The 23,964-nt window shown below is 72.7% G+C and carries 24 protein-coding genes; 16 read left to right on the top strand and 8 right to left on the bottom strand.

Translation table 11 applies throughout. The features are described from left to right. Positions 1-19 precede the first annotated feature (19 nt). The gene (locus tag FB388_RS24985; protein ID WP_142104608.1) at positions 20-1,141 is read left to right on the top strand and encodes a cytochrome P450; all 1,122 of its coding nucleotides are present in this window, start codon (positions 20-22) and stop codon (positions 1,139-1,141) included. Then, positions 1,134-1,727, top strand: coding sequence for a DedA family protein (locus FB388_RS24980; protein ID WP_142104607.1), 594 nt, complete (start codon positions 1,134-1,136; stop codon positions 1,725-1,727). The genes FB388_RS24985 and FB388_RS24980 overlap by 8 nt, the downstream gene beginning before the upstream one ends. A gap of 75 nt (positions 1,728-1,802) precedes the next feature. Here FB388_RS24980 and FB388_RS24975 read toward each other — a convergent pair whose 3' ends face one another. Further along, positions 1,803-2,189, bottom strand: coding sequence for an SCO5389 family protein (locus FB388_RS24975; protein WP_142104606.1), 387 nt, complete (start codon positions 2,187-2,189; stop codon positions 1,803-1,805). Positions 2,190-2,373: 184 nt separating this feature from the next. On the opposite strand from FB388_RS24975, the gene folP reads away from it, so the two are divergent. Beyond that, the gene (gene folP / locus FB388_RS24970) at positions 2,374-3,249 is read left to right on the top strand and encodes a dihydropteroate synthase (RefSeq protein WP_142104605.1); all 876 of its coding nucleotides are present in this window, start codon (positions 2,374-2,376) and stop codon (positions 3,247-3,249) included. Then, positions 3,249-3,986: a dihydrofolate reductase family protein gene (locus FB388_RS24965; protein WP_142104604.1), complete on the top strand. Its 738-nt coding sequence runs from the start codon at positions 3,249-3,251 to the stop codon at positions 3,984-3,986. Before folP ends, FB388_RS24965 begins: the two co-directional genes overlap by 1 nt. Here the strand turns inward: FB388_RS24965 and FB388_RS24960 are convergent. Continuing rightward, positions 3,968-4,630 (bottom strand): TetR/AcrR family transcriptional regulator, encoded by a 663-nt coding sequence (locus FB388_RS24960; RefSeq protein ID WP_170225820.1) that lies wholly within the window; start codon positions 4,628-4,630, stop codon positions 3,968-3,970. The genes FB388_RS24965 and FB388_RS24960 overlap by 19 nt on opposite strands. 422 nt (positions 4,631-5,052) lie before the next feature. On the opposite strand from FB388_RS24960, the gene FB388_RS24955 reads away from it, so the two are divergent. The 5 genes from FB388_RS24955 (at position 5,053) to FB388_RS24935 (ending at position 10,630) form a co-directional block, all read left to right on the top strand. Further along, positions 5,053-5,331 carry a helix-turn-helix domain-containing protein gene (locus FB388_RS24955; protein WP_142104602.1) on the top strand — a complete coding sequence of 93 codons (279 nt, stop codon included), beginning with the start codon at positions 5,053-5,055 and terminating at the stop codon, positions 5,329-5,331. 210 nt (positions 5,332-5,541) lie between these two features. Further along, the gene (locus FB388_RS24950) at positions 5,542-7,296 is read left to right on the top strand and encodes an ABC transporter ATP-binding protein (RefSeq protein ID WP_142104601.1); all 1,755 of its coding nucleotides are present in this window, start codon (positions 5,542-5,544) and stop codon (positions 7,294-7,296) included. Next, entirely contained in the window at positions 7,293-9,029 is a 1,737-nt protein-coding gene (locus FB388_RS24945) for an ABC transporter ATP-binding protein (protein ID WP_142104600.1), read from the top strand. Before FB388_RS24950 ends, FB388_RS24945 begins: the two co-directional genes overlap by 4 nt. Before the next feature lie 72 nt (positions 9,030-9,101). Beyond that, positions 9,102-10,271 (top strand): glycosyltransferase, encoded by a 1,170-nt coding sequence (locus FB388_RS24940; RefSeq protein WP_142104599.1) that lies wholly within the window; start codon positions 9,102-9,104, stop codon positions 10,269-10,271. 77 nt (positions 10,272-10,348) lie between these two features. Then, on the top strand, positions 10,349-10,630 hold the full coding sequence (locus tag FB388_RS24935) for a YggT family protein (protein WP_142104598.1): 282 nt from the start codon (positions 10,349-10,351) through the stop codon (positions 10,628-10,630). A 1-nt stretch (position 10,631) separates the two neighbouring features. On the opposite strand, the gene FB388_RS24930 is transcribed toward FB388_RS24935, so the two are convergent. From FB388_RS24930 to FB388_RS24915, 4 genes are read right to left on the bottom strand one after another with little or no spacing between them, the layout of a single operon-like run. Then, complete coding sequence (locus tag FB388_RS24930) at positions 10,632-12,050, bottom strand: MFS transporter (protein ID WP_142104597.1); 1,419 nt, start codon at positions 12,048-12,050, stop codon at positions 10,632-10,634. Further along, complete coding sequence (locus FB388_RS24925) at positions 12,050-12,565, bottom strand: SRPBCC family protein (protein ID WP_142104596.1); 516 nt, start codon at positions 12,563-12,565, stop codon at positions 12,050-12,052. Before FB388_RS24925 ends, FB388_RS24930 begins: the two co-directional genes overlap by 1 nt. Continuing rightward, positions 12,562-12,876 (bottom strand): ArsR/SmtB family transcription factor, encoded by a 315-nt coding sequence (locus FB388_RS24920; RefSeq protein WP_142104595.1) that lies wholly within the window; start codon positions 12,874-12,876, stop codon positions 12,562-12,564. The genes FB388_RS24925 and FB388_RS24920 overlap by 4 nt, the downstream gene beginning before the upstream one ends. Before the next feature lie 32 nt (positions 12,877-12,908). Beyond that, a complete protein-coding gene (locus FB388_RS24915) occupies positions 12,909-13,172 on the bottom strand; it encodes a hypothetical protein (protein WP_142104594.1) in 264 nt (87 codons plus the stop codon). A gap of 673 nt (positions 13,173-13,845) precedes the next feature. On the opposite strand from FB388_RS24915, the gene FB388_RS24910 reads away from it, so the two are divergent. The 3 genes from FB388_RS24910 to FB388_RS24900 all read left to right on the top strand — a co-directional run bounded on the left by FB388_RS24910 (position 13,846) and on the right by FB388_RS24900 (position 16,700). Continuing rightward, on the top strand, positions 13,846-14,505 hold the full coding sequence (locus FB388_RS24910) for a TetR/AcrR family transcriptional regulator (protein ID WP_170225819.1): 660 nt from the start codon (positions 13,846-13,848) through the stop codon (positions 14,503-14,505). A 110-nt stretch (positions 14,506-14,615) separates the two neighbouring features. Then, entirely contained in the window at positions 14,616-15,596 is a 981-nt protein-coding gene (locus FB388_RS24905; RefSeq protein WP_142104592.1) for a cation diffusion facilitator family transporter, read from the top strand. Positions 15,597-15,671: 75 nt separating this feature from the next. Next, positions 15,672-16,700, top strand: coding sequence for a hypothetical protein (locus tag FB388_RS24900; protein WP_211362209.1), 1,029 nt, complete (start codon positions 15,672-15,674; stop codon positions 16,698-16,700). Here the strand turns inward: FB388_RS24900 and FB388_RS24895 are convergent. Then, positions 16,686-17,468, bottom strand: a complete 783-nt coding sequence (locus FB388_RS24895) for an ArsR/SmtB family transcription factor (RefSeq protein ID WP_142104591.1) — start codon at positions 17,466-17,468, stop codon at positions 16,686-16,688. The two genes, FB388_RS24900 and FB388_RS24895, sit on opposite strands and share 15 nt — an antisense overlap. A gap of 64 nt (positions 17,469-17,532) precedes the next feature. Between FB388_RS24895 and FB388_RS24890 the strand changes: the two genes are divergently transcribed. Continuing rightward, positions 17,533-18,888 carry an MFS transporter gene (locus tag FB388_RS24890; RefSeq protein WP_142104590.1) on the top strand — a complete coding sequence of 452 codons (1,356 nt, stop codon included), beginning with the start codon at positions 17,533-17,535 and terminating at the stop codon, positions 18,886-18,888. A gap of 153 nt (positions 18,889-19,041) precedes the next feature. Here the strand turns inward: FB388_RS24890 and FB388_RS24885 are convergent, their stop codons facing one another. Then, positions 19,042-20,997 carry a serine/threonine-protein kinase gene (locus FB388_RS24885; protein WP_142104589.1) on the bottom strand — a complete coding sequence of 652 codons (1,956 nt, stop codon included), beginning with the start codon at positions 20,995-20,997 and terminating at the stop codon, positions 19,042-19,044. Between the two features lie 249 nt (positions 20,998-21,246). Between FB388_RS24885 and FB388_RS24880 the strand changes: the two genes are divergently transcribed. Genes FB388_RS24880 through FB388_RS24870 form a run of 3 tightly spaced genes read left to right on the top strand, consistent with a single transcriptional unit; the run spans position 21,247 to position 23,930 of the window. Beyond that, positions 21,247-22,056 (top strand): discoidin domain-containing protein, encoded by an 810-nt coding sequence (locus FB388_RS24880; RefSeq protein WP_142104588.1) that lies wholly within the window; start codon positions 21,247-21,249, stop codon positions 22,054-22,056. Next, positions 22,044-23,534, top strand: coding sequence for a hypothetical protein (locus tag FB388_RS24875; protein ID WP_142104587.1), 1,491 nt, complete (start codon positions 22,044-22,046; stop codon positions 23,532-23,534). Before FB388_RS24880 ends, FB388_RS24875 begins: the two co-directional genes overlap by 13 nt. Positions 23,535-23,564: 30 nt before the next feature. Then, a complete protein-coding gene (locus FB388_RS24870) occupies positions 23,565-23,930 on the top strand; it encodes a DUF5955 family protein (protein ID WP_142104586.1) in 366 nt (121 codons plus the stop codon). The last annotated feature ends 34 nt before the right edge of the window (positions 23,931-23,964 follow it).

Here is a 23,964-nt window from a genome sequence, read left to right as displayed (position 1 = left end):
TAGTGCTACGTTTTGTAGCATGCTTCCCGCCCCGTCCCCGTGCGGCCCGCCGCACCGGGTGTCCCTGCCCGGCGGAGCCGAGGGCTGGCTCGTCACCCGGCACGCCGATGCGCGCGCCGTGCTGGCGGACCCCCGCTTCGTCCGCGACCCCGCCCGGGTGGCCCGGCTGAGGGGGCACCCGGTGCCCCACGACGGCCGGGCCAGGACGCTCCTGCACCTCGACGCCCCCGAGCACACCTGGGTGCGCAGGGCGGTCAACCCGGCGTTCACCGCCCGGCGGGCGGAGCGGCACGGGTCGCTGATCGACGAGCTGGCCGCGACGCTGGTGGAGCGCTGCCAGGGATCGGGACGCGCGGACCTGGTGTGCGATCTCGCGGTGCCGCTCGCGGTGGGCGTGCTCTGCGAGGTCGTCGGGCTGCCGCCGGGGGACCACGCCCGGTTCGGCCCCTTCGTCCGGCAGGTCCACCGCATCGACGGCGGTGCCGAGGCCGGCAGGCGCACCCTCGAGGCGATCGACGCCCTCGACCGGTACCTGCGGGAGCGGATGGCCGCGGGTGCCACCGGCGTACTCGGGGAGCTCGCCGGCGCGGACCGGCTCACCGCCGACGAGCTGCTCGCGTTCGGCCGTGACCTGCTGGTCGGCGGGTACGAGAGCACCGCGAACCTGATCTCCGGCGGGCTGGCCCTGCTGCTCGCCGAACCGGCCCGCCACGAGCGGCTGCGCCGCGATCCGGGGCTGGTCGACGCGGTCGTCGAGGAGTGCCTGCGCCAGGTGGCGCCGTTCCCGCTGCTGGAGGCGCGGTACGCGGCCGATGAGGTGGAGGTCGGGGGAGCGGTGTTCGGGCGGGGCGACGCGGTGGTGGTCGACGTCGCGGCGGCCAACCGCGACCCGGACCGGTTCACCGCGGGGGCCGGCTGGGACCCGGACGGCGCCGCGGGGCACCTGTCGTTCGGGCACGGCGCCCACCACTGCCTCGGCGCGGTGCTCGCCCGGCGCGAGGCGCAGGCCGCGTTCCGGGCCGTGCTCGCGTTCGACGGCCTCCGGCTCGGCTGCGCGCCGGACGAGCTCGTGTGGGATCCGGGGCTCTCCCCGACGCTGCGCGCCCTGCCCGTGCGATTCACGCCCCGAGCCGATGCCTGATCTCCTCGCGTTCCCCGGGCCCGTGGCCTGCCTCGTGGTGCTCGCGCTGCTCGTGGTCGAGTCCGGCCTGCTCGTCGGGGTGTTCCTGCCCGGCGACTCGCTGCTCTTCGGCGCGGGCCTGCTCGTCGGCGCGGGCCGGATCGACGTGCCGATCACGGTGCTGGCGGCGTCCGCGTGGCTCGGCGCGGTGCTCGGCGACGGCCTCGGCTACGCGATCGGTCGCGGGTTCGGCCGGCCGTGGGGCAACCGCGGCTGGAGCCGCCGGTTCGTCGAGGCGGCCGAGCGGATGTACGCCCGCCACGGCTGGTTCGCGGTGGTGATCTGCCGGTGGTTCCCCGGCGTCCGCGCGGTCGTGCCGACGCTGGCGGGCATCGGCCGGATGCACCCGCTCGCGTTCGCCCTCGCGAACGCGACCGGGGCCCTGCTGTGGGCGGTGGGGATGGTCCTGCTCGGCCACGCCGCGGCCGCGGTGCCGCAGGTGCGCGACGCCGCCCTCTGGGCGATGGCCGTGAGCATCGCGCTCACCGTCGCGTACGGCGTCGTGGCCGTGGTGCGGCGGCGTCGGGCGAAGACGCCGCTCACGTAGCGGGCGTGCTCGTGCCGCGTGCGGTCGTCGCAGGGCCCGCGGACCCTGCGACGACCACCCGCGGCGCGCGTTCTCTCAGCAGTTGAGCAGTTCTGGCTTCTGGTTCAGCAACTGGGCGCGAGGCGAGACGAATTCCTCGTACTCCGCGGTCGCGTCCGGGCGGAACAATCCGACGCGGCAACAGTTCTGAAATGCAAGTCGTACGCCGAAATGCCGCTGCACCGCCCCGCGCATGGAGTCGCTGCCGACCAGTCGGAAGACCTCACCCCACGAGCGTTCGTCCGGCGGTACCTCCACGTTCTGCGCTGACGGTGCGCCGCTCGCCTCCAGCTCCTTCGCCAAGCGCTCCACCATCGACCAGGCGTACGGAAGTGATTCGCGGATGCACGCCACGAATTCCTCGTCCGCGACCGTCCCTTGTTGAGCCTTCTCCAGCAAGGCTGCCGGAACCGTCAGTGACACCGAACCTCCCGAGCTCGAATGAACTGGACGCGGGCAAACGCTACGGCGTCTCACCGATGGTGGAAACACCCGATCAGGGGGCCTTCTTCGCATGCACGAATTCGCACGTGGGCTCATCGGGCGGCCCGGGCGATAGAGTCCGGCCACGTGCGCCGGGAGCGGCGCGGAGAGCGAAGAGGTGTGCATGCCTGAGGCGACGAGCGACCTGGTGATCCGCGGGCGCCGGCCGGTGCGCGACCGCGCGCTGGTCATGGCGATCGTCAACCGGACTCCCGACTCGTTCTACGACCAGGGCGCCACGTTCTCCGACGAGCCCGCGAAGGCCGCGATCGACCGGGCCGTCGCCGAGGGTGCCGACATAATCGACATCGGGGGTGTGGCCGCGAGCCCCGGCGACGACGTGGACGTCGAGGAGGAGATCCGCCGGGTCGTCCCGACCGTCGAGTACATCCGCGAGCGGTACCCGGACATCGTCATCAGCATCGACACCTGGCGCCACGAGGTGGGCGCCGCGGCCTGCCGCGCCGGTGCCGACCTGATGAACGACGCGTGGGCGGGCTTCGACCCGAAGCTGATCGACGTCGCCGCCGAGTACGGCGCCGGGTACGTGTGCACCCACACCGGCGGGCGCGAGCCGCGTGCGGTGCCGGTGCGCCCCGACTACGACGACGTCGTCTCCGCGGTCCTCGACTACGTCGTCGACCTCGCCGAGCTGGCCGAGTCGAGGGGCGTGCCGCGGGAGGGCATCCTCATCGACGCCACCGGGTTCGGGAAGAACACCACCGACCACCTCAAGCTGCTGCGCGCGGTGCCCCGGTTCGTCGACACGGGGTGGCCCGTGCTGATGGCGCTGTCCAACAAGACGTTCGTCGGCGAGACGCTCGGCGTCGGGCTGGGCGAGCGGCTGGCCGGCACGCTCGCGGCCACCACGATCGCGGCCCAGGCGGGCGCGCGCGTCTTCCGGGCCCACGAGGTGGAGCCCACCCGCCACGCCCTGGAGATCGTCGCGAGCGTCTTCCACGGGCGGCCGCCCGCCAGGCCGTCGGAGTGGATCGCCTGATGCGGCGGATCTGGCCGCCGCAGGACGCGGGTGAGCTCGACGACGAGCAGCTCGAACAGCTCTACGGCTACCCGGCGAGCCGATGGCTCTGCGTCAACTTCGTGGCGAGCGCGGACGGCGCGGTCTCGCTGCACGGGCGGGCGAGGGAGCTGTCCAACGAGCCCGACCAGCGGGTGCTGCGGCTGGGCAGCGACCTGGCCGACGTCCTGCTGGTGGGGGCTACGACAGCGATGGTCGAGGAGTTCCGCGGCGTCCACCCGGACGACGAGACCGCGGCTCGCCGGGCGCGCCACGGCCTCGCCCCGATCCCGCCGACGGCCGTGGTCACCACCGGCCGCTCGCTGCCGGAGGACGCACCGGTCGTCACCGAGGCGGTCGTGCCCACGTTCGTGATCACCACCGAGGCGGCGCCGGAGCGCAAGCGCGCCGCGTGGGCGGCGGCGGGCGCCACCGTCGTGGTCGCGGGGGAGCGGGAGGTCGACCTGCGGCTCGCGGTCGACACCCTCGCCGGGCACGGCCTGCGGCGCGTGGACTCGGAGGGCGGCGCGCAGCTGTTCGGGGCGCTGCTCGCGGCCGGCGTCGTCGACGAGCTGCGCCTCACCGTGTCGCCAACGCTGGTGTCCGGCGTGGCCGGCCGGATCGCCACCGGCGTCGAGATCGAGCCGGCGCGGCTGGAGCTGCTGTCCGTCGTCGCGGAGAGCGACACGCTGATGGTGCGCTACGGCGTGCGGCGCTGAGCCGAGCGAACGGCGGGCTCCACCACGAGCGCCCGCCGGAACAGCTCGCGCACCGCGGCCGACAGGCGCTCGGTCTCGTAGGGCACGTCCTGGTGCCAGATCCGGTCGAACGCCCGGTGCATGGCGCTGCAGAGCAGCATCGCCGTGAGCGGCGGGTCGGCTGTGCTGAAGGCCCCGGCCTCGATGCCGCCGTCGATCAGCTCGGTGAGGCTGCTGGCTAGGTCGCGCTCGGCGTGCACGCCCTTCGTGTCGCCGGGCAGGACCGGGTGGTGGAAGAGCACGTCGTGCAGGGCGCGGTCGGCCGGGTAGTCGGCCAGCGCGGCGTCGACCCAGGTGTCGAGCCGCGCCGCCCAGCTCTCGCCCGCGTCCGCCACCCGCGCGTCGATGCGCTCGACCAGCCGCTGCTCGAAGTCGGTCTGCAGCGCGGCGAGGAGGTGCTCCTTCGAGTCGAAGTGCAGGTAGAACGTGCCCTTCGCGACGCCGGCGCGCTGCGTGACGTGGTCGAGCGTGGCCGCGGCGACGCCCTTCTCGACGAACACCGCCAGCCCGGCGTCCAGCAGGTCGCGGCGGCGCTGCGCCGCGGGCTTGGTGCGCGGGCTGCCGGAGCGCTGCCGCGGCTGAGCAGGCAGGTCGGCTCGGGGCACGATGCGATCGTATCGGTCGGCGAGCGACCCCATGATCGCGACGAGATGGCCACCCGTGCTGCGATCACAGCCGTCTCGTGCTTCTGGTGGCGAACGCCGGCGTTTGATCAGTGCTCATCCAGCTGGGTAGAACCGGCCGCCGGGCCGGCCGGCGCGCGGTCCCTGTGGTTCGCCGTCCACGAACCACGCCACGGGGTGCCGCGTCCCGAGCTCCCCGATCGTGAACCGCGTGACGGACGCTGCGAGCACCCGCCAGTCCTTCGACCGGTCTCTCGCATAGGCGATCGCTTCGCGCTCGGTCCGGAACACGACCTCGACTCCCCCTGTCTCGTCGGGGCGTGTCGCGTGAACCGAGTAGACGTCGTCCCTCACGCGGATGGCCTTACGGGATTCGTAAGGCAGGTCAAGCCCAGACTGCGGTGATGGCCGATGGCGACGAGTCCGAGCGCGTGGCGGACCTCGCGCGCCTGATCGCCCGTGATCCGGAGTCGCTGTCGGACGACGAGCTGGTCCGTCTGATCAGCACTTGGGGAGATCTGCGCCGGTCGGCGCCCGAGAACCTGGGGCGAGCCATCGCGGTCCTGTACCGCCGTGATCGTCTGTCTTGGCCGGAGATCGGCCGGAGGACTGGCGTTCCCGCGATGACGGCGCATGACTGGGCTCGCCGTTATCTGTCGCCCGGCGAGGACGAGGCGCGGTAGCTCGCGTCGGCGGTCCTGGCTGTCCACGGGCGCCGAGAAGCGCGCCGGCGCGCCGTCCGCAACTCCCAGGTGCTGCTCGCATCGATCAGTCACCGGTGATCCGTCCGAGAAGTCCGCCGACGCGGCTGCCCCAACCGGGCCGTGCTTCTCGAGCGGGTCGAAGTTAGGCGTCCCTTGCTTCGACTGACTCCCAGTCATATCGTGCTCGCCATGAAGATCACACGATCGGCCGTCCTCGCGCTCGCGCACGGGGTCCGGCCGTGGATCGCGGTGGGCACCGTCCTGCGCCTCCTGGTGCTCGCCTGCTACCTCGCGCAGGGCTACCTGCTCGCCGCCGTGCTCGGCGGCCTGCTGGCCGGGCGGGGGATCGGGGAGCAGGTGGGGGCGCTGGTCTGGCTGGTGGTGCTGGTGGTCGTGCGCGCCGCGCTGCTGTGGGCAGGCAGCGTCACGGCGCAGCTGACCGGCGCGCGCACCACCGAGCTGCTGCGCGCCCGCGCGTTCCGGAAGCTGGCCGAGCTGGGGCCGGTGCACCTCACCGGAGCGCGGACCGGGGAGCTTCGGGAGGCCCTCGTCGACGGCGTCGAGTCCCTGGAGCGCTACTACGGCTCCTACCTGCCTTCGCTGGTCGCCGGGCTGATGGCGCCGGTGTCGGTCGTCGTGCTGCTCGCCGTGCAGGACGTCGGCCTCGCGGTGCTGGTCGCGGCGTTCGCGGTGGCCGCGCTGCTGTTGCCGAAGCTGTGGCAACGACCTCTCAAAGCCCGCTCGACCGAGCGCATGACGGCCTACTTCGGGCTCGGTGCGCGCTTCCTCGACGTGCTGCAGGGCATGGCGACCCTGAAGCTCTTCGGCGCCACCGGCCGGCAGCGCGACGAGCTGGCCGATACCTCGGACCGCCTGATCCGCCGGTGGAACCGGGAGATGGCGGTCGCGCTGGTCACCGGGGGCATCTTCGCGCTCGCCATCACCGGGGGGCTGGCGGCCACCGCCTTCGTGGCCGCGCTCCGGGTGGCCGATGGCGGCCTCGCCGTCGGCACGATGTTCCTCGCCCTCTTCCTCGCCCGGGAGGCGCTGCGCCCGATCGGGGTGCTGGCCGGCGCTTTCCACCAGACGTACGCGGCGAACGACGCCGCGGCCCGCATCCAGCGCCTCCTCGACACGCCGCCCCCGGTGCCACCGTCGGCGGCGGTGCCAGCGGTCCGCGATCTCGTACCCGCCGTCTCGTTCGACCGGGTCCGGTTCGGCTACGCCCCGGACCGCCCGGTGCTCGACGACGTCGCCTTCGAGGTCCCGGCGGGTGCCACGGTCGCCGTGGTCGGGCCGTCCGGGTCGGGCAAGACCACGCTCGTCTCGCTGCTGATGCGGTTCGTCGACCCCGACCGCGGTGCGGTCCGCATCGGCGGGCGGGACCTGCGCGAGCTCCCGGTCCAGCAGGTGCGCGCGATGATCGCGCTCGTCGCCCAGGACACCTACCTGTTCAGCGGCACCGTCCGCGAGAACCTGCTCGTCGCCCGCGCGGGCGCGGCGCAGGAGGAGCTCGAGGCGGCCGCCCGCGTCGCCGGGCTGCACGACGCCGTGCTCGCGCTCCCCGACGGTTACGACACCGTGCTGGGCGAGCGGGGCTCGGGCCTGTCCGGCGGGCAGCGCCAGCGGCTCGCGATCGCGCGGGCGGTGCTCGCCGATGCCCCGATCCTCGTCCTGGACGAGGCCACCGCGAGCGTCGACGCCTCCACCGAGGCGGCCATCCAGGCGGCGCTCGACCAGGTCACCGCGGGGCGCACCACGCTCGTGATCGCGCACCGGCTGTCCACGATCCGCCACGCCGACCGGATCGTCGTGCTCGACGGCGGCCGCGTGGCCGAGATCGGCAGTCACGACGAGCTGCTCGCGGCAGGCGGCACGTACGCCCGGCTCGTGGCCGCGCAGACCCGCACCGAACTCGACTTCGCACTGGAGGACCAGCGATGAACGACGCACCCCTGCTGGCGGTGCTGCGCCGCACCCGCAGCGGGCGGCCCGCACTGGCCGTCGCGCTGATCGGGGCGCTCGCCGAGCACGCAGGCGCGATCGTCGCGGGCGCCGCCGCCGGCTGGCTGGTCGGGACGGCCGCATCCGGTGGAGAGGGGCTGGGAACCGCCGTCGCGATCGTCGTCGGCGCGGTACTGGTCTCGACGCTCGGGAACTGGTTGCACGCCCAGTTCGGTCACGTGTTCGCGTTCGAGGCGCAGGCGGACCTGCGGCTGCAGATGTTCGACGGGCTCGCGCGCAGCGCTCCGAGGGAGATCGCCGGACGGCGCACGGGAGACCTGGCGTCCGTCGCGATGGGCGACGTCGACGCGCTCGAGGCCTTCTTCGCCCACCTGGGGATCGGCGCGGCGGTCGCCGTGATCACCGGGGGCGTGAGTGCGGCCGCGCTCGTGGCGATCCACCCGGTGCTCGGCCTGATCGGGGTGGCCGGGATGCTCGCGGCCGTCGTCCTGCCCATGTGGGCCGCGCGGCGCGGCAAGGCCCGCGGCGCCGCGCTGCGTGCGGAGCTCGGTGTGGTCAACGCCGACGTCGTGGACGGGGTGCAGGGCCTGCGCGAGCTGCTCGTGTTCGGCCGCCTCGCCGCCTGGGTCGACCGCATCACCACCCGCACCCGCCTCCTGCGCCGCCACCGGGTGGCCCAGGCCCGCGCCGCCGGCGCACAGGACGCCGTCACCGACGCGCTGGCCGCGCTCACCACGGTGGCCGTCCTCGTCGCGGTGGTGGCGCTCGTCTCCGCCGGGGAGGTGGGCCTGCCGCTCGGGACCGCCGCGATCACGCTCGTCGTGGCGGCGTTCGGCCCGGTGAGCGGTGCGGTGGGGCTCGCGGGCGAGCTCGCGCCGTTGCGGGCCAGCGCCCGGCGGGTGCTGGAGATCCTCGACCAGCCGCCCGCCGTGCCCGACACCGGACGCCTGAGCGCGGCCGGCATCGACCGGGCCGACGTCCGGTTCGAGGGGGTGTCGTTCGCCTACCCCGGGCGCGGGCCCGCGCTGTCGGACGTCGATCTGGAGATTCCGGACGGGGCCACCGTCGCCCTGGTCGGGGCCTCGGGCGCGGGTAAGTCGACGTGCGCGAACCTGCTCGTCCGCTTCTGGGACCCGGACCGCGGGCGCGTCACGGTCAACGGCGTCGACCTGCGGGAGTTCCGCCTGTCCGAGCTGCACCGCCTCGTCACCGTCGTGGCGCAGGACGTGCACCTCTTCGCCGGCACGGTCGCGGAGAACCTGCGCCTCGGTCGGCCCGACGCCACCGACGCCCAGGTCCGTGCGGCCGCGCGCGCCGCGATGGCGCACGACTTCGTCGAGGCGCTGCCGCAGGGCTACGACACCCCCGTCGGGGAGAACGGCGCCACGCTCTCCGGCGGGCAGCGCCAGCGGCTCACGATCGCCCGCGCCCTACTCGCCGACGCCCCCGTGCTGGTGCTCGACGAAGCGGCGTCGAACCTCGACACGGAGAACGAACGCCTCGTCCAGCAGGCCCTCGAGACGGCGCGGCTCGGCCGCACCACGCTCGTGATCGCCCACCGGCTGTCCACCGTCCGCGACGCGGACCGGATCGTCGTGCTGGACGGTGGGCGCATCGTCGAGACCGGCACGCACGACGAGCTCGTGGCAGCAGGGGGCGGCTACGCCCGGCTCATGGCGCACCAGGACGAGCCGGGTGTGGCGTCTGCCTGACGCGCTGCGTCCGTCCGTCTCATCGTGGTGCGGACGCGCATCCACATGGATCGAAGCGGGGATTCTGCGCTCATGGGCATCACCGTCCTGGTCAACGCGGGTCCGTGGCTCGCCGTCCCGCCGCCGGGATACGGCGGGATCGAGAACGTCGTGGCTGCGCTGGTCCCCGAGCTGCGCGAGCGCGGCGTCCGGGTCGTGCTGGCGACGGTCGGGACGAGCACGCTGCCCGTCGACGAACGCATCTCCGTGTTCGACGACGGGCAGTTCGCCCAGCTGCAGCGCCCCTTCAACCGGGTGATGGGGGTGGCGGCGGCGCACCTGCACCGGGTCGTGACCGAGCTGCGCCGCCGCGACGACATCACGCTCGTGCACGACCACCAGGAGGCGCTCGGGCCGACCGTGCTCGGTGCGCTCGGGCGGGAGGCGCCCCCGGTGCTGCACACGCTGCACTGGGACCTGGGGAAGCACCCCGCGCTGTACGGGGGCATCGAGGGCGGCGGTGGGCTCTGGGTCAACGGCGTGTCGTTCGCCCAGCTGGCGCGGGCTCCTCGAGCGCTGCGGGCGCTCAGCGTCGGCCACGTGCACCTGGCCACCCCGCTCGCGGTGGGCGCCGAGCACCGCCCCGCCGCGCGGAAGGGCGACCACGTCGTCGTGCTCGGCCGGGTCACCCGCTACAAGGGGCAGCACGTGGCCGCCCGCATCGCCCACCGCACGGGCCGGAACCTGGTGCTCGCCGGTCCGGTCGGGCCGTGCCACCGCACGAGCGAGGTGGACGGTACCGACCGCGACAACCCGGACGTCCAGTACTGGCGGGAGGACGTGCAGCCGCTGGTGGACGGCAACCGCGTGCGCTGGGTCGGCACGGTCGCCGGCGCGGAGCGGGACGAGCTCGTCGCATCCGCCGTCGCCGCGCTCTTCCCGATCGACTGGGACGAGCCGGGCGGCACCGCGGTGGTCGAGGCACTCGCGCTGGGCACCCCGGTGGTCGGATACCGGCGCGGCTGCCTCCCCGAGCTGGTGGAGCACGGCCGGACCGGGTTCCTGGTCGACCCGGGCGACGAGGACGCGCTCGCGGCCGCTCTCGACGAGGCCGGTCGGCTGGACCCGGGGGAGTGCCGCCGGGAGGCCGCGCGTCGCTTCACCCCGGCGCGGATGGCCGATCGCTACCTGCGGCTCTACGAGAAGGTCCTGGCCCGTGCCGGCCGTTCGCCCGTCGGCGCCGCGACGATCCCAGCTGGGTGACGTCACCCGGAGGGACGATCCGGACACTTTGGCGCCCCGTTCGACGTTCACCGGTCAGGAACCGGGAGGAGATCGGGATGTCCGCGATCGGTGCGTTGCTCGGAACGGTGCTGCTGCTCTTCCAGATCGTGCTGGTCGCGCGGGCGGTGGTCGACTGGGTCGCGGTGGCGTCGTCCGGTCCGGAGCCCGAGTGGCGCCGCACCGCCCAGCGCGTCACCCACGCCGTCACGGAGCCGGTACTGGCCCCCGTGCGGCGGATCCTGCCGCCGGTCCGGTTCGGCTCCGTGGGGATCGACCTGGCGTTCATCGTCGTCTTCTTCGCCGCAGTCGTCCTCCGCCAGATCGTGCTCTGGCTCTGACCTACGTCCTCGCCCGGAACGTGGCTGCCGCGACTGCGGTGGCCAGCAGTGTGAGGGCCGCGCCGAACAGCGTCGCGTTCCCGAAGCCGGCGATGAAACGGCCGGCGTCGACGGCGACGGCCCGGCCGGCGAACTCGGGCGCGTCCGCGGCGATGATCGAGCCGAAGACCGCGGCCCCGAGGCTGCCGGAGACCATGAGCGCGGTCTGCTGCAGGCCGGCGACCCGACCGGCGTGCTCCGGAGGAGCGGCGCTGATGGCGACCTCCACCGCCGTGGGGTTGGCGAGGCCGATCCCCAGCCCCATGGGCAGCACGCAGGCGAGCACGACGGGGAGCGCGGCGTCGGCACCGAAGGCCGACAGCCCGGCCGCGCCGGCGCAGAGCAGGCCGAGCCCGCTGACGATGGGCAGGCCGGGGCCGTAGCGGCGGTTGAGCAGGCCGCTGGCCGGTGCGCCCACGGCGACGAGCCCGATGAGCGGCAGCAGCCCGGCTCCGGCCGCGACCGGTGAGAAGCCGCGGACCTGCTGGAGGTAGAGGGCGTAGTAGAAGGCCGTGCCGAAGTGCACCAGCCCCGCCGACATGATCACGGCCAGGGCGACGAGGAGGCGCCGGGAGCGGACGACGGCGGGTGGCAGCAGCGGGTCGGCGGCGCGCCGCTCGCGAAGCGCGAACGCGACGGTGAGCACCGCCGCGCCGACCAGCGCGGCGAGCGGGACCGGCGCCGTCCAGCCGTCGACCTGCGCGCGGGTGATGCCGGCGACCAGCGTGAACACGGCACAGGTGAGCAGCACCGCGCCCGCTGTGTCGAACCGGGACGGCTGCGGCCGGTGGCCGTCCGCCGCGGCCGGGACGAGCGCGAGGGCGAACGCGACGGCCCCGATGGGCACGTTGACGAAGAAGATCGCCCGCCAGTGCACGAACTGGACCAGCGCGCCGCCGATGAACGGCCCGGCCAGCAGGGCGACGGCGAGGCCGCAGCTCCACAGCCCGATGGCGACCTTGAGCCGCTCGGGGGTGAAGGCATGGCGCAGCAGGGCGAGCGAGCTGGCCGCGAGCATGGCTCCCGCAGCACCTTGCAGCACGCGCAGCGCGATCATCGCCGGGACCGCCCCGGTCAGGCCGATCAGCAGCGAGCTGATCACGAACCCGGTGAGCCCGGCGAGGAAGACGCGGCGGTGGCCGATGCGGTCGGCGAGCGCGCCCGCCGGGACCAGTGCCATCGCCATGGCGAGCATGTAGCCGACGGTCAGCGCTTCCAGCTCCGGTAGGCCGGCGTGCAGGTCGCGGGCGAGGACGGGGTTGGCCACGGCGAGCGCCGTGGCGTCGATCCCGTCCATCATCCCGGCGAGCGCGGTGGCGGCCAGCACCAGCCAGGCGCCGCGGGTGACCGGTGCGGGCCGCACGGCCTGGTCGCGGGACATCAGCGGCCGGGGATCGGGGCACCTGCGGGCATGCCCGCTGCCACGTACTCGTCGTAGAGCGGCTCCCACGGCTCGGCGGCGGCGCTGTGCGGCCCGTCGGCGACCGCTCCCGAGACCTGCTTGCCGAGCTCGGCGAGGCAGACCGTCCAGCCGGCGGCGTTGCGCGCGGCCGCGTCGCGCGTCTCCAGCACGTTGACGAGCGTCAGCGTGCACCCGCCGGCACCGGTCGGTTCCAGCCGGAAGTGCAGCTCGTCGCCGCCCCACGTGTAGGCGAGCAGGTGGGGCGGGTCGAAGGCGAGCACCGACCCCGACCCGTCGTCGACGTTCGGGTCCGCCGTGAACGTCACGGCTCCGCCGACGCGGGGCTCCAGCGACACCGCCGAGGGGAACCAGTGGACGAGCTCGCCCGGTTCGGTGATCGCCGCCCAGACGCGCTCGGGCGGGTGCGGGTAGGTGCGCTCGAACCTCACCCCGGGCCGGCCGTCGAAGTCGACGAAGGTTCCGCGGTCCGTCATGTCTCCTCCTTGTGGTCCAGGTGGCGACCCAGGGCGTCGAGCCGGTCGTTCCACAGCCGCCGGTACGGCGCGAGCCACGCGTCCAGCTCGGCCATGCCGCCGGGGTCGATCGCGTAGATGCGCCGCTGCGCATCCACTCGCACCGACACCAGGCCCGACTCGCGCAGCACCCGCAGGTGCTTCGACGTCATCGGCTGGCTGAAGCCGAGCTCGTCGGCCAGCTCGCCCACGGCGCACGGCCGTTGCCGGAGCATCTCGAGGATCGCCCGGCGGTTCGGGTCGACGAGTGCCGACCAGGCCGCCTCCTTCATGTGGCGAGCATGCCTCTCCGGGTATATGCCTGTCAAGGCAAGTTCAATGTCACGGTCGTCGGAGGAGGCGACGTCGGAAGGGACGTGGGGGCCGGCCGAGCGAGCGGGTCGATACCGGCCACGTCGACGGTGAGCGCCACCGAGCTCATCACGGCGAGCACCGCGAGCAGCACGACCACGGCCACGGCGATGGGGCCTGCTCCGAGACCGCCGGTGCCGGCGTCGACGGTCCGCAGCACGCGCTCCCGCACCTCGGCGGGCAGGGGCGGGGTGGGTGGCAGGTCGAATGTGCTCATGCCTGCGGATGGCCGGCACCGGCGACCACGTTCCGGCGACGAGTCGTCGGCCCGTGGTGGCCCAGTGCGCTCGAAGCGGCGCGTCTCCGACGGGTCACGCGCCGCCGCTTCGCCTTCATGATCCGCTGTAGCGGTTCGCTATGGCTGCGGTGACAACCGTGGACAACCGATACACGCGATCTTGATGGGCGTGATCCGGTGTATCGGGCGTTCATGGTTGTCGGTACAGCCATGGGCAACCGCCAGTTCGGATCATGGTCGCCCGGCGGCGCGGTCCCTGCGTTCTGGTCGGTTCTCGTCGGGTCGGCCTGGTCAGTGAGCCGCCGGTGGGCGCGCCGTTCCCGGCTCGGGTCTCTCGGCGCTCGCCACCATTCCCGGCCTCTCGGGTGCTCTGCCGGGTTCTTGGCGGGACCTGCTGTGGTCCCGACCCTCACACCCCAGCTCATCCGCGCACGGTCAGGCCGGACCAACCCAGGGACGAGGCGTCCCGCAGAGGCCGCCGGACCTCCAGGCTCCCACCGTGCACACCTTCCCGGCACGACACACACCGCCGGCCATGTGCACGGCCTCCACGCCATGTGCACGCCGGTGCCGGACGGTCGGATTCGGGCCATCGGCTCCGACGTTGAGCGCCCTGGCCGGGATCGTCCGGTTCTTCGGCAGAATGCCCCGGGTGAGCACGGAGAACAGGGCACCGAGGGGCCGACGGGCGCCTGCTGCGCACGAGCGGCAGCGCGATCCGGAGCGCACCAAGGCGCGCATCCTCGAGGCCGCCACCGCGGAGTTCGCGGCCAAGGGTTTCGCCGGGGCCCGCGTTTCCGAGATCGCCGCCCGCGCCGGCGTGAACCAGCAGCTCATCGCGTACTACTTCGACGGCAAGGAAGGCCTCTACCGCGAGATGAACCGGCGGTGGCGGGCCTACGAGGCGCAGGAGATCCCGGACGACACGCCCATGGGTGAGATGGTCAAGCGGTACGTGCGGGCGAGCGTCGAGAACCTCGGCGGGCGGCTGCTGGCCTGGGACGGCCTCGCCGACACCGGCGACGACGACGGCGAGGAGGCGCGGGAGCGCGACGCGCGGCTCCAACACGAGGTGGAGGTGATCCGCGAGCGCCAGCGGGCCGGCGAGATCGACGACCGTTTGGACCCGGCGGTGCTGCACCTCATCGCCACGAGCGCGGCCAACGCCCTGGCCGTCTACCCGCAGCTCGCCCGCGGCCTGTTCGGGGCCGACGCCCGCTCGCCCGAGCTGGTCGAGCGCTACGCCGAGCAGCTGGCGTTGCTGATCAGCCGTGCCGGCAACAATGGGGATGCACCTGCTGGAAAGAGCTGAATGCAAGAATCTGGCATCGCGACGGTTTCCTTGCGATTTCCTCTCGATTCCTGCACATTCGGCTCGTGGAATCGCACGGGCATGGGCACGGGCACTCGTTCCGAGATCGGATGCGTGCGGTGTTCCGGCCGCACAGCCACGACTCCGCCGACTCGGTCGATGCCGCGCTCGCTGCCAGCGCCGAGGGCATCCGTGCGCTGAGGACCAGCCTGCTCGTGCTCGGTGCCACTGCACTGGCGCAGCTGGTGGTCGTGGTGCTGTCCGGTTCCGCGGCGCTGCTGGCCGACACGATCCACAACTTCTCCGACGCGTTGACGGCGGTACCGCTGTGGATCGCGTTCGTGCTCGGCCGCCGCGCCGCGACGCGGCGCTACACCTACGGCTACGGGCGGGCCGAGGACCTCGCCGGGGTTTTCATCGTGGCGATGATCGCGCTGTCCGCCGTCGTCGCGGGCTACGAGTCGGTCCACCGGCTGTTCGAGCCGCAACCCGTCGATCACGTCGGGGCGGTGCTCGCCGCCGGCGTGATCGGGTTCGTGGGCAACGAGCTCGTCGCGGTCCACCGCATCCGGGTGGGGCGGCGCATCGGGTCGGCGGCGCTGGTGGCCGACGGGCTGCACGCCCGCACCGACGGCTTCACCTCGCTCGCCGTCGTCGCGGCCGCGCTCGGCGTGCTCGCCGGGTTCCCGCTGGCAGACCCGATCGTCGGGCTGCTGATCACGGTGGCGATCCTCGTGGTGCTGCGCGGCGCGGCCGTGGACGTCTACCGGCGGCTCATGGACGCCGTCGACCCCCGGCTCGTCGACACGGCCGAAGCGGCTGTCCGCGCCGTACCCGGCGTTCTGGCCGTCGAAGAGCTGCGACTGCGCTGGTCGGGGCACCGGGTGCGTGCGGAGGTCGGCGTCGCCGTCGACGCCCGCCTCGACGTCGTCGCGGCCCACGACATCGCAACCGCCGTCCAGCACCGGCTGCTGCACGACGTGCCCAGGCTCGTGGCGGCCACGGTCCACGTCGGACCGCACGGCGGCGACCACCACGCGGTCCTCGCCCACCACCCGAGCGCGCTGGAACCGGGAGCCGTCGCGCGCTGAACGGGGGTTCTCCCCACCCCGGGACGCCTGCGCGCTCCAGTGCTCTTTCCCCTGGTCGCGACCAGCATTTGCGGTGTGGAAAACAGGCCGCTGCAGCTGGGGGACCCCTTGTCCATCACCGTCTCGGAGGTCCGGTCGTGGCACCGGCCGCTCATGGTCATGGTGGCCGCGATGGCCTGCCTCGTCGTCGTCGCGGGCGTCGGTCTCGTCGTCGACGGGCGGGAGCTCCTGCACGAGTCGATCTGGGCGAAGCCGTTCAAGTTCGCGGTGTCGTTCGTCCTCTACGGCGCGACGCTCGCGTGGATGCTGCCGAAGCTGCGCAGGGCCCGGCGCACCATGTGGACGCTCGGCACCGTCTTCGCCGCCACCGGGCTCGTCGACGTCGGGTTCATCGCGATCCAGGCCGCACGCGGCACGTACAGCCACTTCAACGTCAACACCGATCCGTTCAACCAGATCGGCCAGAAGGTCTTCTCGTCCGGCGTGATCGGGCTGTTCGGGGCGAGCCTCCTGATCGCCGTCATGCTGCTCTTCCAGAAGGTCGGCGAGCGGCCGCTGACGTGGGCGCTGCGTGCGGGGATCGGACTGGCCACGCTCGGGATGGCCGTGGCGTTCTTCATCGTCGGGGCGAGCAGCGAGGGACGGAGGACCGTCGAGGACGCCTACGGTCGCCCGGTCACGCTGTCGGGTGCGCACGGCGTGGGCGTGCCCGACGGTGGCGGCATGCCGATCACGAACTGGAGCACCCAGGGCGGCGACCTGCGCGTCCCGCACTTCCTCGGTCTGCACGCCATCCAGGTCTTCGTGCTCGCGGTGCTGGTGCTCGGCGTCCTCGCCGCCCGGGTCACATGGCTGCGGAGCGAACGCGTGCGCGCCCGGCTGACCGGCGTCGTGATCCTCGGCTACACCGGGATCTTCGTCATCACGGCGTGGCAGGCCCTGCGTGGCCAGTCCCTCGTGCACCCCGACGCCGCCACGTGGACCGCGTTCGGTGCGACGGCGGCCATGACCGCGCTGCTGGCGGTGGTGACCGTCGTGGCAGCCCGCCGCCCGGTCCCGACCGTCGGCCGGCACCGCCGGGAGCTCGCGCTACGCGCCGGCTGAGCCGATCCCCAGCTCGTCGTGGAGGGCGCGGGCGCCTCGGTCGGTGAGGTCGAGGACCCGGCGCCTGCGGGTGCGGGTGACCCAGCCGCGGTCGACGAAGGCCGTGAGCATCGCCGCCCCGAGGCGTCCGCCGAGGTGGTGGCGTTGCTCGCTCCAGTCCAGGCAGAAGCGCAGCAGCGGGCGGCGGGACTTCTGGGCGCGGAGCCGGTCGAGGTCGACGCCCAGCGCGCCCAGCACGGGCTCTGCCTCCGGTCCGAGGCGGTAGGGGTGGGCGGGCAGCTGGGCGGAGAGGGCGTCCCCGTCGCGGCGGCGGGTGTCGGGGACGCCGTCGACGGTCTCCAGAGCGCGGCGGGCGACGAGCGCCGCCGTGACCTCGACACCGGCCCGCCCGGCCAGGTGGTCGTAGCAGGTGCGGGCGTTGCGCAGCGCGGCGGCGCGGGTGTGCTCCCGGAGCGAGCGGATCGGCTGAGCGGGGGCGAGGGCGGCGAGCGCCTCGAGGGCCTCGCCCACCTCGCTGCGGGCGAGCCGGTGGTAGCGGTGCCGGCCCGACCGTTCGACGACCACGAGCTCCGCCTCGCGCAGCTGGGCGAGGTGGCCGCTGGTCGCCGACGGTGAGACGCCCGCCTCGGCGGCGAGGACGGACGCGGGGAGCGACCGGCCGTCGGCCAGTGCCATGAGGATGCGCGCCCGTGCGGGATCGCCGAAGAGCCGCGCGATCGCCGCGACGTCGCACTCGCCGCGCGTCTGCGGCGTGGGCGCCTGGGTCATGGCACCAGTCTCGCGCGCCGACACTTCGGCCGCGGCTGAAGTGTCGGCGGGTCACCCTGGTCGCATGGCTGTGCTCGCAGTGATGTGCGTCGGGATGTTCCTGGTGCTGCTCGACGTCACGGTCGTCAACGTCGCGCTCCCGTCGATCGCGAGCGGGCTGGGTGCCGACCCGGCCGCCACGCAGTGGATCGTCGACGCCTACGCCGTGGCCATCGCAGGCCTGCTGCTGGCCGGCGGCACCATCGGTGACCGGATCGGGCACCGCAGGGTCGTGCTCGCCGGACTCGGGATCTTCGGGGCGGCGTCGGCGGCCTGCGGGCTCGCGGCCGGGCCGGGCACCCTGATCGCGGCGCGGGCCGCGCAGGGCGTCGGCGCGGCCCTGCTGCTGCCCGGCAGCCTGGCGGTGATCACCGATGCCTTCCCGGACCGCGCTGCCCGGACCAGGGCGCTCGGGATCTGGGCTGGGGTGTCGTCGCTGGCGTTACCCGCCGGGCCGCTGCTGGGCGGGTTCCTCGTGGCCTCCGGTGGGTGGCGGCTGGTCTTCCTGGTGAACGTCCCCGTGGTGCTCGCGGCGCTGGTCGCCGTCCCCCGGCTGGTCACCGCCGGGTGCGGCCGACCCGACCGCGAGGGCGACGCCCCCGGCACCGTGCTGGCCGCGGCCGGCCTGGCGGCCGCCGTGTTCACCGTCATCGACGCGGGTGAGCACGGGTTCCGTGCGGTGACCGTCGTCGGCCTGCTCGTGGCGGCCGGCTGCGTGGCCGGGTTCGTCGTGCGCGAGCGCCGCGCGAGCGCTCCGATGCTCCCGCTCGACCTGCTGCGCAGGCCGGCATTCGTCGGCCCGAACGTCGCGGCGGGCGCGATGAACCTCGTCCTCAACGGGATGCTGTTCGTCACGACGCTGTTCCTGCAGGGCGTCCAGCACCGCGGGCCGGTCGCGGCAGGCGTCGCGCTGCTGCCGATGTTCCTGCCGCTGGCGTTCCTCGCGCCGCTCGCCGGACGGCTGACCGCCCGGTTCGGCCCGCGCCCGCCGCTGCTCGGCGGGGCGCTGGTCGCCGCACTGGGAGCCGCCGGGTTCGCGTTGTTCGAACCGGACAGCGGCTACCTGGCGTTGCTACCGGCCTTCCTCGGGATCGGGATCGGCGCCGGACTGTTCACCGCCCCCGTGGTCGCGGCCGCGATGGCCGCAGTGCCCGAGCGGTCCGGGCTGGCCAGCGGCATCAACAACACCGCCCGCCAGACCGGCACCGCGCTCGGAATCGCCGTGTTCGGCGCCGTCGCCGGCGGGACCGCGGCGCCGAACGCGTTCGTCCGCGGCGTGCACGTCCTGGCCGGGGCCGGGGCGGCCGTCTGGCTCGGCGTGGCGCTCCTCGTCGCGTGGTCGGTCGGGCGGTCGTCGCCGACATGGCCCCGATCCGGCTGATCGTCGTTTCCTGTGGCTCGGCGTTTCTGAGTCCAGAGGCACGGCGTCTCGCGGGGCAACTCGATGAGAGGCTCGATCGATCTCTGCCGGCCGGGCGTTCCGCGCGGAACGCTGTGTGGGGTTGAGCTGCTCCGACGGCCGGCGCCCGTGCGGTCACTCATCTGGTTCGTCCTCGGGTTCGTCCTCGGGCTCGGGTTCGGGTTCGTCCTCGGGTTCGTCCTCGGGCTCGGGTTCGGGTTCGTCCTCGGGTTCGGGTTCGGGTTCGGGCTCGGGTGCTGGTTCGGGCGGTGGTGCAGGTTCCCTCGTGGTCTGTTGCGGTGGTTCCGGCTCAGGAGCGGGCGGCGGGGATGTGGCTTCCGGTGTGACCTCCGGCAGCGTCCCTGGACCTGGCGTGACCCCCGGTGCCGGGTCGGACGTCGGGCCGGCCTCGGGCGCTGTGGTCGCAGGCGCCGTCGTCGACCCGATCGTCGGTTCCGTGGTTGATCCGCTCGGTGGTGCGGTTCCAGTCGGTTGGGGATCCGATCCGCTCGCCGGGGCGGGCCTCGGAGTCTGCGTGCCCTGACCGCCACCGATCGGCCCCCGCAGTGTGCGATCGACCATGACCGGGTCGGCGGTGCGGTCCCGCTGACCGCCGGACCCCCGCGGGCGAGCCAGCACCTCGTTGCTGGCGTTCACCACGACGAACTCCGTCACCGGTGCGGGTGCCTCCCTGACCACTGCCACCTTCTCGGAAGTGAAGCCCGGCCACCGGGGGCCCTCGTAGCGGGCGCCCGCCGGACGCGCCGGTGGGAGGAGCGGGTTTCCGCAGTAGCAGCGGACCACGGGCATACCGGTGGCGTCGAGGAGAACCGGAGTCCCGGCCTGGAGGACGGATTGGAAGGGGACAGGCGCGCCGTTCTCGAACCCGTGGTTCGTGACAGCGGTGTCGGTACGCAGGGTGACCGCGGTCAGGCTCTCGAGGAGGCTTTCGATCGACTCGGGTCCGATACCCAGGGCGTGGGCCCACGCGTCTGCCTTCTCCGGGTGGGCATCGAGATGGATCGCGATCCCCCGGGCATCGCAGATCTCGGCGTGAGAGCCCCCGTAGAGGCCCGGAGCGTCTCCGAGCAACACGGTCGAGGCGACCGGCACCGGCTCCTGTGCAACGCCGGGCGTGCCGTTCCTCGGGATGAAGGGCGCACGAAAACCGATCGCGTCGGTCGGTTCGAGCTGGACGGTCTCTCGGCCTCCGAACGACGTCAGGCCGATCGCGGTCGCCAAAGTGATCAGCAGGACGATGCTGGCGAGGAGGACGGGCGCCGCGAAGGCTGGGCGGCGCCCTCCACGGTCGAAGGCCTGTGTTGTCGAACCTAGGACGGCGCTGTCGGCCAGTGCGATCCCCGTCGGCAAGGCGTGGCCGCGCAGGGCGGCCTCCGCGGCCGCGGCGAGAGCGCCCGCACTGGCATAGCGAGCTCGGGGATCATCGGCCATTCCCCGCGCTTCAACCCCTGCGAGCTCGGGTGCGACATTCGGGTCGTCCGTGCGCGCTGCGGTCAGAGACGTGTGCAGCACGCAGGCGAGCGAGTAGACGTCCGAGCGACGATCAGGCGCCTGTCCCCGCAGTACTTCCGGCGCTGTGTAGCTGTCGGGCGTGGTGGCGGAGGCACCGAAGTCGGTCAGGTAGCAGTGTGTCCCGCTCACGTCCGTCGCCAGCAGGATGTTCGCCGGTGTGACCCGGCCGTGCACGAGTCCCGCCGCGTTGACTGCGTCGAGCGCGCTGGCCACCTGTGTCACCATTTCCACAGCGCGTGCGGGTGGCAGCGGGTCCGATGTCGTGAGGACGTCGGCGAGGTTGGGAGCCGGAACGTAGCGCATGTCGACGTAAAGGCGGCCGTCGATCTCGCCCCACTCGTGGATCGGTAGGACGTGTGGCTCGGTCACCCGGGCCGCTCGCTCGGAGTCGTGGAGGAATCGGCTTCGGACCGAGTGGTTGGCGCTGAGGTCCGCGCGCAGTCGCTTGATCGCGACCGTCCGCTGCCGGCGGATGTCGTACGCCCGATGCACCTCGCCGGTGCTGCCTCGACCGATGAGTGCACCGAGTTGGTAAGGACCGAAGAACTCCGTCGTCATCGCGGCCTCAGATCGGCAAGGTACTCGGGCCGCGCTCTCCTGGCGCTCCGTTGTTCTGTGTCGGCGCGCGAACCGGCGCCGGCGGCGGCACGCCGGGCCATGAGGACAGGAGGGACGAGGCGTCGACTGAGATACCGATGGGCCGGACGTGCAGGAGGCGTATCAGCCGCAGAACCCCGGCCCTCTCCTGGTCCGACAAACCAGGGGTTGGAGATGGACGACTCGGTGACCGGTCGGTGGGATGCCCGCGTGGACGGGCTGCTCTCCCGCGAGCTCGAGGACGTCCTCGGCTGGGCCGCGACGACGATCGGCGTCGTGCTCCTCGCGATCGTCGGCATGGTCCCCGTGATCGTCGCCGTCCTGATGGGAATCGTCGGCATCGCCGTGGGGGCAGTCGTGCTCATCGCCGCACATTCACGGCAGGGGCGCGGTGCAGGTCACGGCGTCATTGCCATCATCTTCTCCGCGGTGGGTGTTCTCACCGCGCTGGTGCTGTCAATGACCGCGTTCCTCACGATGTCGATCACCTCTGGTGCGGGGGAGGCGGATTCCGGCACTGCCGTCGGCCCGATCCCCACCCTGGGGCCTTCGGCAGTGGGCGAGGTCGTTCGCCTGGTGCCGCAGTCGGCCGCCGCGTCTACGACCGCGCCCCCGGTCTCGGACGGCGGCGGCGTCGTGTCGTTCGAAGCCATGAAGGCCCTGGACGGTGATGCGTCCACGGCGTGGCGGACGGTCGGCGACGGGGTCGGTGAGACGATCACGGTCGCGTTCGGCCGACCGGTGCGTCTCGCGGGAATCGGTGTGATCGCCGGATATGCGAGCACGGACAACGCCAGCTGGGTGGACCGCTTCGGGCAGAACGGCCGTGTCGCGTCCGCGCGCTTCACACTCGACGACGGTCGTGCCACGGACGTCACTTTCCTGGACTCGCCCCAGCTGCAGACGTTCGAACTCACTGGCGACACGACCGCGCTGCAGATGACGATCCTGTCCTCGACACCCGGGTCGTCGCCGTACACCGCTGTTCCAGAAGTGGAGTTCTACGGATGGCAGGGGTAGCGGTGTTGGACCCGGCCTCCGCCCAGCGCTCGTCGAGCCCGACGACGCAGGCGACCCGCTACCTGTGCGCAGCGGCATACTCGGATCATCGGTTCGCCCGCTGGGTCATCTCGGACCTCCTCGAAGGCCATAACCGAGCTACTGCGCCCTCGTACGGCGTCGACATCGTTCCGATCATCCGGCACTGCGTTCGCGCGCAGCGCCAACGACTTGTCCGCGACCTAGTGCTGTCGGCGATGCTGATCGCAACTGCGCTGATGGTCGTCAACACGGCCCGCCCGCTGCTCGAGATCATGCTCCGCCTAGTACTGCTGTCCTGGGCCGTCGTCTTCTTCATGGCCTGCCTCATCCGCTACGAAGTTGTTGTCCCTCGCCTGCTGCGCGACCGGTTCGACCCGGACCGAGGGCCGCGGATGTCCGGGCGGCGCGAGCGGCTCCTCTACGACCTCGTTCAACGGCTCAGGACGAACGTCACCGTCTACAGCGGCTTCTCCCCGTTCGTCGGGTGCGGACTGGACATCGGCGGCTGGTCCTTCGTCGTCGACACGCGGCGGGGCCGCGAGGACCCGATCCGGGGCACCCTCGAACCGAAAACGTTCAACCTCGACGAGCTGTACTCGTGCACGACACAGCGGGTACACGATCTCCGGCTCGACCGCCTGCGGACCGAGAGCCGCTTGTACGTCAACGGACGTGACGCGCGCGCACAGCGGTGGCTCCTTCACGACCCGGCGTCGCGCCCGTCGACATGGGTTGACGACGCCCTGGTGGATCACTTCCGTCGCTTCCCGTCCGAGCAGGTCCGGCACTATCTGACGGTTCAGGTCGTCGAGTGGGGTGGCGAGCTCGTGCTGTCGATCTTCCTCCGGTTCTCGGTGACCGGTGAGAACCTATTCTGCGAAGCGAGCTACTTCCTCTTGCCGCCGGTTGTGGAGCGCTACCACCAGGTCGACGACATGAACGGGGAGGTCGACCTGCGCACGGTGGGCGCGATATTTTTGCGTAGCATCGTCCTGACTCCGTTCTTGCTGGTCATTGCCCCGTTCGCCGTGCTCTACCGCATTGTCGAGCGGTGGACCAGATGGCGAGAGCGTGTAGTGACGCGCCGCCGCGCCAGGCAGTCTCCGACCTTCGACTACGGAGCAGTTACCACCGTCCGGCAGCGTTCGATGTCGCCGAACCCTCGACACTACTTCCAACTGCTCGACCGGATCATGTACGTGAAGCTCGTGGAGCAGCAGATCTTCGATGCGATCATCACGTTCCTCGAGAAGAGCGACATCGACACGAGCGAGCTTCGGAAGCGTCAGACCACAGTGCTCAATACAGGCGTGATCGTCTCAGGTGGTCAGATCAACGCGGAGAGCCTCGCCGTCGGCACGGGAGCTGTAGCCGGCGTTCGTCACGCGGTCTCCGCGGCTCGATCCGGGGGCGCGAGCGGGGCCGCACAACCCTCGTCGACATCGAGGGGCAAGTGACGAGTCCGATTCACGGCATCAGGAGGAATCGTGCGTGACGCCACCAACGAAGGTATCCAGATGAGCGGCGGGAGGATTGACGCAGGCGCGCTGGCCGTCGGTCGCGGGGCGCGGGCGGTCCAAGGACGCGATCCCCATGCCGACCCTGCACGCGCGGAGATCAACAGCCGTCTCGAGGAGCTGCTCCGCCGGCTCGACGCCGATGCCGGACGGCTCGAGAACCCCGAAGAAGTGCGTGACGCGACGCAGGTCGTAGCTAACGAGCTGGGCAAGGATCGGCCCAACAAGACGACCATCACGGGAGTGCTGACCGGCATCGCCGCCGCAGTGGCGTCCGTGAGTGGCTTGGCCACTGCCACCGACGCCCTGCTCGAGTCCGTCCAGAGCTTCCTCTGATCGGTTTCCCGGTTCCCCCGGGCCCTGCAACGGG

Source organism: Pseudonocardia cypriaca, assembly GCF_006717045.1.
Lineage (GTDB): Bacteria > Actinomycetota > Actinomycetes > Mycobacteriales > Pseudonocardiaceae > Pseudonocardia > Pseudonocardia cypriaca.
Note: the sequence above shows the minus strand (reverse complement) of the source record. Positions and strands in the feature narration are given on the sequence as shown.